This is a genomic window from Pseudolysinimonas sp. (assembly GCF_044239695.1).
GTDB lineage: Bacteria > Actinomycetota > Actinomycetes > Actinomycetales > Microbacteriaceae > Pseudolysinimonas_A.
Genome location: NZ_JBIIAW010000109.1, coordinates 1 through 8,929, shown reverse-complemented (window position 1 = coordinate 8,929; position 8,929 = coordinate 1). Strand labels below are relative to the sequence as shown.

At 69.5% G+C, this 8,929-nt stretch carries 6 protein-coding genes and 1 pseudogene; 6 read left to right on the top strand and 1 reads right to left on the bottom strand.

What is annotated here, in order from left to right; genetic code table 11:
* Together ACILQS_RS13750 and ACILQS_RS13745 are read left to right on the top strand one after the other, a co-directional pair.
* On the top strand, positions 1–801 hold an 801-nt coding region (locus tag ACILQS_RS13750), incomplete at its 5' end, for an ion transporter (protein WP_395640697.1).
* Positions 802–838: 37 nt separating this feature from the next.
* Positions 839–2,737: a clostripain-related cysteine peptidase gene (locus ACILQS_RS13745; RefSeq protein ID WP_395640696.1), complete on the top strand. Its 1,899-nt coding sequence runs from the start codon at positions 839–841 to the stop codon at positions 2,735–2,737.
* On the opposite strand, the gene ACILQS_RS13740 is transcribed toward ACILQS_RS13745, so the two are convergent.
* The gene (locus ACILQS_RS13740; RefSeq protein WP_395640695.1) at positions 2,734–3,207 is read right to left on the bottom strand and encodes a peroxiredoxin; all 474 of its coding nucleotides are present in this window, start codon (positions 3,205–3,207) and stop codon (positions 2,734–2,736) included. The two genes, ACILQS_RS13745 and ACILQS_RS13740, sit on opposite strands and share 4 nt — an antisense overlap.
* Before the next feature lie 188 nt (positions 3,208–3,395).
* Here ACILQS_RS13740 and aceE point away from each other — a divergent pair, with 188 nt between their 5' ends.
* From aceE to ACILQS_RS13720, 4 genes and pseudogenes are all read left to right on the top strand, one after another.
* Entirely contained in the window at positions 3,396–6,140 is a 2,745-nt protein-coding gene (gene aceE, locus ACILQS_RS13735; RefSeq protein WP_395640694.1) for a pyruvate dehydrogenase (acetyl-transferring), homodimeric type, read from the top strand.
* A gap of 15 nt (positions 6,141–6,155) precedes the next feature.
* On the top strand, positions 6,156–7,358 hold the full coding sequence (locus tag ACILQS_RS13730; RefSeq protein ID WP_395640693.1) for a PucR family transcriptional regulator: 1,203 nt from the start codon (positions 6,156–6,158) through the stop codon (positions 7,356–7,358).
* A gap of 121 nt (positions 7,359–7,479) precedes the next feature.
* On the top strand, positions 7,480–8,394 hold the full coding sequence (locus tag ACILQS_RS13725) for an ACP S-malonyltransferase (protein ID WP_395640692.1): 915 nt from the start codon (positions 7,480–7,482) through the stop codon (positions 8,392–8,394).
* A pseudogene (locus ACILQS_RS13720) lies at positions 8,391–8,929 on the top strand (3-oxoacyl-ACP synthase); the annotation flags it as partial. The gene ACILQS_RS13725 and the pseudogene ACILQS_RS13720, both read left to right, overlap by 4 nt.

The following is an 8,929-nucleotide window of genomic DNA, read 5'->3' as shown; positions in this document are numbered from 1 at the left end:
GTCCTCCGTCTCGTGGAATCGAGGCCGTTCCAAGGGACGATCATCGCGTTGATCGTGTTGAACGCGATCATCCTGGGGCTGGAGACCTATCCCGCCGTGACGGACGTCGCCGGCGACCTGCTGAACGTCGTCAACGGCGTCATCATCGCGATCTTCGTCGTCGAGATCGTGCTGCGGTTCTTCGCGCACGGTCTGGCGTTCTTCCGCAACGGGTGGAACCTCTTCGACCTCTTCGTCGTCGCCGTCGCGCTGATCCCGGCGGGCGGGGAGGCCGGCGTGCTGCGGGTGCTGCGTCTGCTCCGCGTGCTCCGGCTGCTCTCCGCCGTGCGTTCGATGCGCCTCGTCGTCGCCGCGCTCGGGGCGTCGGTGCCCGGCATCGCGTCGATCGGCGGGTTGCTGCTGATGATCACCTACGTCTTCTCGGTCGCCGCGACCACGCTCTTCGGGGCACGGAACCCCGCCCACTTCGGCGACCTCTGGGTCTCGGGGGTGTCGTTGTTCCGCATCATGTTCGGCGACGGCTGGCCCGACTTCGTCGCGCCGATGGCGTTCGACGAGCCCTGGATCTGGGGCTTCTTCGTGCTGTTCACGATCGTGAGCGCCCTGGTCGTGCTCAACCTGCTGATCGCCGTCGTGGTCGAGGCGATGGATCGGATGAAGGCCGCGGATCTCGAGGAGGCGCTCGAGCAGGATCAGAAGATCGACGAGCGGATCCTCGCCGAGCTGACGGCCCTCCGCGCGCAGGTGTCGAGGCTCGAGGAAAAGGTGTCGCCGCCGGACACCCGCCGCCCAGTATCCTGAGCGGGCCCTGGCAACGAGCGAGAAGAAGAGGCGACGGATGGCGCGGTCACGGATGCAGCGGATCCTGGCAACAGTCGGTGCGGGCGTGCTCGCCGCCGCCGGTCTCACGGCGTGCGTCGGCACTCCGGGCGGCATCCAGGCCCCCGACAGCTGGACGGTGCTCACCTTCGAGATCGCCGACACCAACCTCGAGCCGTTCATGATGGAGGACGTCGAGGAGATGGGCCTGGTCGGCTCGCAGCCCGGCTTCAACCTGATCTCGTTCGTCGACCGGGCCGAGGGCTACACCGACACCTCGGTGCTCGGCATCCCCGACTGGACGGGCGCCAAGCTGCTCGAGATCGGCCGGGGCGAAGCGACCGAACTCTATGACTACGGGCACGTCAACACCGGCGACCCGACGGTGCTCTCGCGCTTCATCAGCGAGAGCATCAAGGCCTACCCCGCCGCGAACTACTCGCTCATCATCTCCGACCACGGCGCCTCGTGGCCGGGCGTCGGCGGCGACGAGTCCGCCGACCACGACTCGCTCACCCTCGCCGAGCTCAATCAGGCGATCGGCGAGGGTCTCGCCGAGGCCGGGGTCGACAAGCTCGACCTGCTCGGCTTCGACGCCTGCCTCATGGCGACGTTCGAGGTCGCCTCGACGATGGCCGCGCACGCCGACCGGATGGTCGCGTCGCAGGAGCTCGAGCCCGGACACGGCTGGGACTACACCTCGCTCGAGGCCGCCTACCGCGGCGCCACCGCCGACGAGCTCGGCTCGGCCATCATCGAGGGCTTCAACAACCAGGCTCTCGCCTCGGGCACCGAGAACGACATCACGCTCTCCCTCGTCGACCTCGAGAACTTCGGCGTCGTCGACGAGGCCGTCTCGGCGTTCGCGGCGGCGCTGACCGCGCGCGTCGAGGACGTCGCCCCGACGGTCGGCCGCACCCTCGCGCAGACGCTCGGCTTCGGCACCAATCCCGACCCCCGCTACGACACCCACATGAAGGACCTCGGCATCCTCGCCGGCGAGATCAGCGTCGACGCGCTCGACGTGGCCGACGAAGCGGATGCCGTGGTGCGGGCGGTGGGCGACGTCGTGCTCGACAAGGTGGCCGGGCAGGCGACCCGCGGTGCGACGGGCCTGTCGATCTACTTCCCGCCGAGCACCGAGAACTACGACTCGGACTACGCGGCCGTGGCCGAGCGCACCGGCTGGGCCGACTTCCTCGCCACCTACTACGACGCCGGCAGTGACATCGACCCCGGGAGTCTCCCCGACTTCATCGCCAACGACGCGACCGTCGAGTTCGCCGACGGCGGCCTCTACGTCTCGGGCGAGTTCGGGGCGGGCGCGGAGCAGAACGTCTCTGAGGCCTATCTCTACTACGGCATCCTCCAGGACGACGGGACGATCCAGTACATCGGCGAGAAGGAGGCGCAGGTCTCGACCGACGGCTCCGGTGTGGCGGGAGCGTTCTACGACCTGACCGCCCTCTCGCTCACCGACGGCGAAGACACCTCGCTCGCCTACCTCGCGTACGCGCAGGACGAGAACGCGGGCACGGCCAGCGTCAGCGTGCCGCTGGACTACTACGCGACGACCGACAGTGAGGCGCTCGACGGCCTGCTCGAACTCAGTCTCGATCCGGCGAGCGGCTCGATCCTGTCGGAGACCTACTACTCCTACAACGACGCCACCGGCACCTACGGCGAGCTGGCCGTGCAGGCCGACGGCCTGATCGTGCCGCTCATCCAGATCTACGACCCGGCGACGGGTGACTACAGCTGGGAGCCCACCAACGGCGTCGGCCTGTACGCCGAACTCGCCAACATCCAGTACCTCGTCGACCCGCTGCCGTCGGGCACGCGGCTGGTCGTGGAACTGTGGGTCGTCGACTTCGGGGGCAACAGCGCGTTCGTGAGCGCGGTCGTCACCGTTCCCTAGACGCGCACCGCGCGGACCTCGTCGAGTGCCGCCTTGTACTCCTCGATCGAGCGCGGCTCGCCGGGTGCGGTGATGAACGAGGCACGGATGACGCCCTTGACGTCGATCACGAAGGTCGCGCGGTTCGCGAAGCCCTTCTCCTCGAGGAACACGCCGTACTCCTTGGCGACGGCCCCGTGCGGCCAGAAGTCGGCGAGCAGCTGGAAGTCGTAGCCCTCCTGCTCGGCGAACGCGCGCAGGGTCGCCTTCGAGTCGACCGAGATGCCGAGCAGCTCGACCTCGTGGTCGGTGAAGATGTCGAGGTTGTCGCGCAGCGCGCACAGCTCGCCGGTGCAGACGCCCGAGAAGGCGAGGGGGAAGAAGACGAGAGCGACGGGCTTGACGCCGCGGAAGTCGCTCAACCGCACGTGCTCGCCGAACTGGTTGGCGAGGTCGAAATCGGGTGCCTGGGTGTCGTTCTCGAGAGCCATGGCTGCTCGTGCTTCCTTCCGACCCGGACGGGGAGTCCGAAGGTCCAGCCGCCGATCATACGCCTCAGGATGCACAAGGGCTGTGACAACTAGAGTGGAGTGGCGCTTCGCGCCGCGATCCACAAGGTCGCATCCTCAAAGCCACCCAGCACGCTCTACCAGCGTCGAACCACTCTGTGAGGCCACCGGTGCCCGTCAACGACCAGGACCCCTATTCGGTCAACCACACCGACGTCGATCCCGACGAGACGGCGGAATGGCAGGAGTCGCTCGACTCACTTGTGAGCGCGAGGGGCCGCGGCCGCGGTCGCGACGTGATGCTGAGCCTGCTCAAGCGCTCGAAGGACCTGCAGCTCGGCGTGCCGATGGTGCCGACGACCGACTACATCAACACGATCGCCCCGGAGAACGAGCCCGAGTTCCCCGGCGACGAGGAGGTCGAGCGCCGCTACCGCGCCTGGATCCGCTGGAACGCCGCGATCACGGTGCACCGGGCGCAGCGCCCCGGGGTCGCCGTCGGCGGCCACATCTCCACCTACGCGTCGTCGGCCGCACTCTACGAGGTCGGCCACAACTGGTTCTTCCGCGGGCAGGACCACCCAGGCGGCGGGGACCAGATCTTCTACCAGGGCCACGCCTCCCCCGGCATGTACGCCCGCGCCTTCCTCGAGGGCCGGATGAGCGAGCAGCAGCTCTCCGCGTTCCGGCAGGAGAAGTCGCAGGCGCCGAACGGCATCTCGTCGTACCCGCACCCGCGCCTGATGCCCCAGTTCTGGGAGTTTCCGACGGTGTCGATGGGGCTCGGCCCGATCAACGCCATCCACCAGGCGCAGGCGAACCGCTACCTGACCAACCGCGGCATCAAGGACGCCTCCGACCAGCAGGTGTGGGCGTTCCTCGGCGACGGCGAGATGGATGAGGTCGAGAGCCGCGGCGCGCTCCAGTGGGCGGCGAACGACAAGCTCGACAACCTCAACTTCGTCATCAACTGCAACCTGCAGCGCCTCGACGGTCCCGTGCGCGGCAACGGCAAGATCATCCAGGAGCTGGAGTCGTTCTTCCGCGGTGCCGGCTGGAACGTCATCAAGGTCGTCTGGGGCCGCGAGTGGGACGACCTGCTCGCCAAGGACACCACGGGCGCGCTCGTCAACTTGATGAACGTCACCCCCGACGGCGACTACCAGACCTACAAGGCCGAGTCGGGCGCGTACGTGCGCGAGAACTTCTTCGGCCGCGACCCGGTGACCGCCGAACTGGTGAAGGACCTCACCGACGACCAGCTGTGGAACCTCAAGCGCGGCGGTCACGACTACCGCAAGGTGTACGCCGCGTTCAAGGCGGCGAGCGAGCACAAGGGTCAGCCGACCGTCATCCTCGCCAAGACGGTCAAGGGCTACGGCCTGGGACCGTCCTTCGAGGGCCGCAACGCGACCCACCAGATGAAGAAGCTGACGCTGGACAACCTCAAGCAGTTCCGCGACGAGATGCGCATCCCGATCACCGACGCGCAGCTCGAAGCCGACCCGTACCAGCCGCCGTACTACCACCCCGGCGCAGACGACCCGGCGATCCAGTACCTCCAGGAGCGCCGCCGCGAGCTCGGCGGCTACGTGCCGGAGCGGCGCTCGAAGTACACCCAGGTCGCACTGCCCGGCGACGACGTCTACGCGGACATGAAGAAGGGCTCCGGCAAGCAACCGGTCGCCACGACGATGGCGTTCGCGCGGCTGCTCAAGGACCTGCTGCGCGACAAGGGCATGGGTCAGCGCGTCGTGCCGATCATCCCGGATGAGGCGCGCACGTTCGGCATGGACGCCTACTTCCCGACGGCGAAGATCTACAACCCGAACGGGCAGCACTACACGTCGGTCGACCGCGAGCTGCTGCTGGCCTACAAGGAGAGCCCGCAGGGCCAGATCCTGCACACCGGCATCAACGAGGCCGGCGCCTTCGCGGCCTTCACCGCGATCGGTACGTCCTACGCCACGCAGGCCGAGCCGCTCATCCCGTTCTACGTCTTCTACTCGATGTTCGGGTTCCAGCGCACCGGCGACGCGATGTGGGCGGCAGGCGACCAGATGGCGCGCGGCTTCATCATGGGCGCGACCGCGGGACGCACGACGCTGACCGGCGAAGGGCTCCAGCACGCCGACGGTCACTCGCACCTGCTGTCGTCGACGAACCCCGCCGTCGTCTCCTACGACCCGGCGTACGGCTTCGAGCTCGGCCACATCGTGCGCGACGGCCTGGAGCGGATGTACGGGGCCGATGCTGATGGCAAACCGAGCCACCCGGACCCGAACGTCATGTACTACATCACGCTCTACAACGAGCCGATGCTGCAGCCCGCGGAGCCGGAGAACGTCGACGTCGAGGGCATCCTCAAGGGCATCCACAAGCTGAAAGGCTCCGACGGCTTCGGCCCGAAGGCGCAGCTGCTCGCCTCGGGCGTCGGCGTGCCGTGGGCGCTCGAGGCGCAGGAGCTGCTCGCGCGCGACTGGAACGTCGCCGCGGACGTCTGGAGCGTCACGTCCTGGACCGAGCTGCGCCGCGACGGCCTCGCCGCCGACGAGCACAACTTCCTGTATCCGCAGGAGGCGCCGCAGATCCCGTACCTCTGGTCGAAGCTCCAGGGTGCGGAGGGTCCGTTCGTCGGGGTGTCCGACTTCATGCACGCCGTGCAGGACCAGATCCGGCCCTTCGTGCCCGGCGAGTACCTGACCCTCGGTGCCGACGGCTTCGGGTTCAGCGACACCCGCGCGGCCGCCCGCCGGTACTTCAAGATCGACGGCCCGTCGATCGTGGTGCGCGTGCTGCAGTCGCTCGCGCGTCGCGGCGAGGTGGCGGCCGATGCCCCCGCCCAGGCGATCGAGCGGTACCGGCTCTACGACGTCGCCGCCGGCACCTCCGGGGCCGCCGGCGGCGAGAGCTAGGGTCCCGACACTCCGGTGGCAGCTGCGCGCACCAAGCAGCAGACCCTCGCCTGGCTGCGGACGCTGTCGGGCGAGCTCTCGACGGCGACTCTGAAACGCCTCGAGGACACGCTGCCGTGGTACCGCGACATGCCGCCGGGCCGGCGCAGCGCCGTCGGTCTGGTCGCCCAGGCGGGCATCACCTCGTTCATCTCCTGGTTCGACGACCCCAAATCGATCCCCTGGATCGCCGCGGATGTCTTCGGCGCAGCACCCCGCGAGCTCCTCCGCTCGGTCAGCCTCCAGCAGACGCTGCAGCTCATCCGGGTCACCGTCGAGATCGTCGAACAGCGGGTCAAGAACGACGACGAGAGCCTGCGCGAGGCGATCCTGCTCTACTCGCGCGAGATCGCCTTCGCCGCGGCCGACGTCTACGCCCGCGCCGCCGAGGCTCGCGGACTCTGGGACGCGCGTCTCGAAGCCCTCGTCGTCGACTCGATCCTCACCGGCGAGTACGACTCCGAGCTGCCCAGCCGGATCGCAGCGCTCGGCTGGAACGGGCACGGCGAGGTCAGCGTGCTCGTCGGTACGGCCCCGCGCATGCTCGACGTCGACATGCTGCGCCGCACCGCGCGCCATCTCGACGCCGACGTGCTCATCGGGGTGCAGGGCAGTCGGCTGGTGATCGTCATCGGCCGGGTCGACGCGCATCCGGACGCCGAAGGCGCCGCAGAGTCGACGACAGAGTCGCGGCCGTTCCTGGAGATCGCCGGCGAACTCGAGCCGGGATTCGGCCCCGGACATCTGGTGCTCGGACACGCCGTCCCCTCCCTGCTCGAGGCGGCCCGGAGCGCCAAGGCAGCGCTCGCCGGCTTCGCGGTGGCTCGGGCCTGGCGCAACGCCCCGAGACCCGCCCTCGCCGACGACCTGCTTCCGGAGCGCGCCTTCGCCGGCGACCCGCTCGCCCGCTCGACCCTCATCAACCGGATCTACCGTCCCCTTCAGGACCACTCGACCGAGCTGTTGACGACGCTGTGGTGCTACCTCGACAACGGCCGCTCGCTGGAGGCGACGGCGCGGGAGCTGTTCGTGCACCCCAACACCGTGCGCTACCGCCTCAAGCGCATCTCTGACGTGATCGGCTACGACGCGACCGGGGCACGCGAGGCCCTGATCCTGCAGTCGGCGCTCATCGTCGGGGCGATCGCCGGCCCGCCGAAGACGAACCCCGACCGCTGACCCGCCCCAGGCGGGCTGGGCCGCTGAGACCCGGCGTTCGTAGGAATCGCCCAACGATCCGGCCGGTTCTTCGTCGAGTCGCCCCCACGGGCGTGGCCCGGTGCTGGCAGGATGGACTCTCGTGAGTGTCGTCGTCGTCGCGCCCGGACAGGGATCGCAGACCCCCGGATTCCTGGCCCCCTGGCTCGCGGAGCCCCGCTTCGCCGACCATCTCGGCGCGCTCGCGGAGGCCGCCGAGCTCGACCTCGTCGCGCACGGCACGGTCTCCGACGCCGACACCATCCGCGACACGGCCGTGGCGCAGCCGCTCATCGTCGCCGCCTCCCTCCTCGCCTTCGGCGCGCTCGCCGGACACCGGGATCGGCTCGCCGGGGTCGCCGGGCACTCGGTCGGCGAGTTCGCCGCGGCGGCAGCCGCCGGCATCCTGACCGATGCCGACGCTCTCGCCCTCGTGAGCGAGCGAGGTCGAGCGATGGCCGAAGCGGCTTCGCTCGAGGCGACCGGGATGAGCGCCGTCATCGGCGGCGACGAGAACGAGCTGCTCGCGAAACTCGAGGAGCTCGGCCTCTCCCCCGCGAACTACAACGGCGGCGGGCAGCTGGTCGTCGCAGGCGACCTCGCCGCGCTCGGCCGGCTCGCCGAGGACCCGCCGGCGGGATCCCGCGTCATCCCGCTGCAGGTCGCGGGTGCGTTCCACACCCGGTACATGCATCCCGCCGTCGAGCGCCTCCGCGCCGCCGCCGCCGGTGTGACGGCGAGCGACCCGGCGACGACGATCTGGACCAACCGCGACGGCTCGACGGTGACCTCGGGAGCGGCGTTCGTCGACCTCCTGGTCGGCCAGGTCGCGAATCCGGTGCGCTGGGACCTCTGCATGGCGGCGTTCGAGCAGGCCGGCGTCACCGGTCTCGTCGAACTCGCCCCGGCCGGCGCCCTCGTCGGCCTCGCCAAGCGCGGCCTCAAGGGCCTGCCCACCGTGGCGGTCAAGACGCCCGACGACATCCCGGCCGCCCTCGAACTGATTGAGAACTCATGACCACCCTGAAGCAGGCCGAGGGCCCGAAGTACACCCGCATCCTCTCCCTCGGGGCTGCCCGCGGCGACCTCACCGTGCCCAACGACGATCTCGTCGGCCCGATCGACTCGAGCGACGAGTGGATCCGGCAGCGCACCGGCATCATCACCCGCAAGCGCGCGAGCAAGGGCGTGGATGCGATCGACCTCGCCGAGACCGCGGCCAACGAGGCGATCGCGAAGGCCGGCATCCGCCCGGACCAGATCGGCGCGGTGCTCGTCTCGACGATCAGCAACGTGGCCGTAACCCCGTCGATGGCTTCGCTGCTGGCCGAGAAGGTCGGCGCCGCCCCCGCTCCCGCGTACGACATCAGCGCCGCGTGCGCCGGCTACACCTACGCGATCGCGCAGGCCGACGCGCTCATCCGCAGCGGTGCCGCCGAGTACGTGCTCGTCGTCGGGGCCGAGAAGCTCTCGCAGTACGTGCATCCCGAAGATCGCTCGATCTCGTTCCTGCTCGGCGACGGCGCGGGTGCCGCGGTCGTCGGACCCGCCGA

Excerpts from the sequence above, each read along its gene's own strand:
- ACILQS_RS13745 (WP_395640696.1), top strand. The coding sequence starts at position 839 with ATGGCGCGGTCACGGATGCAGCGGATCCTGGCAACAGTCGGTGCGGGC.
- ACILQS_RS13740 (WP_395640695.1), bottom strand. The coding sequence starts at position 3,207 with ATGGCTCTCGAGAACGACACCCAGGCACCCGATTTCGACCTCGCCAAC.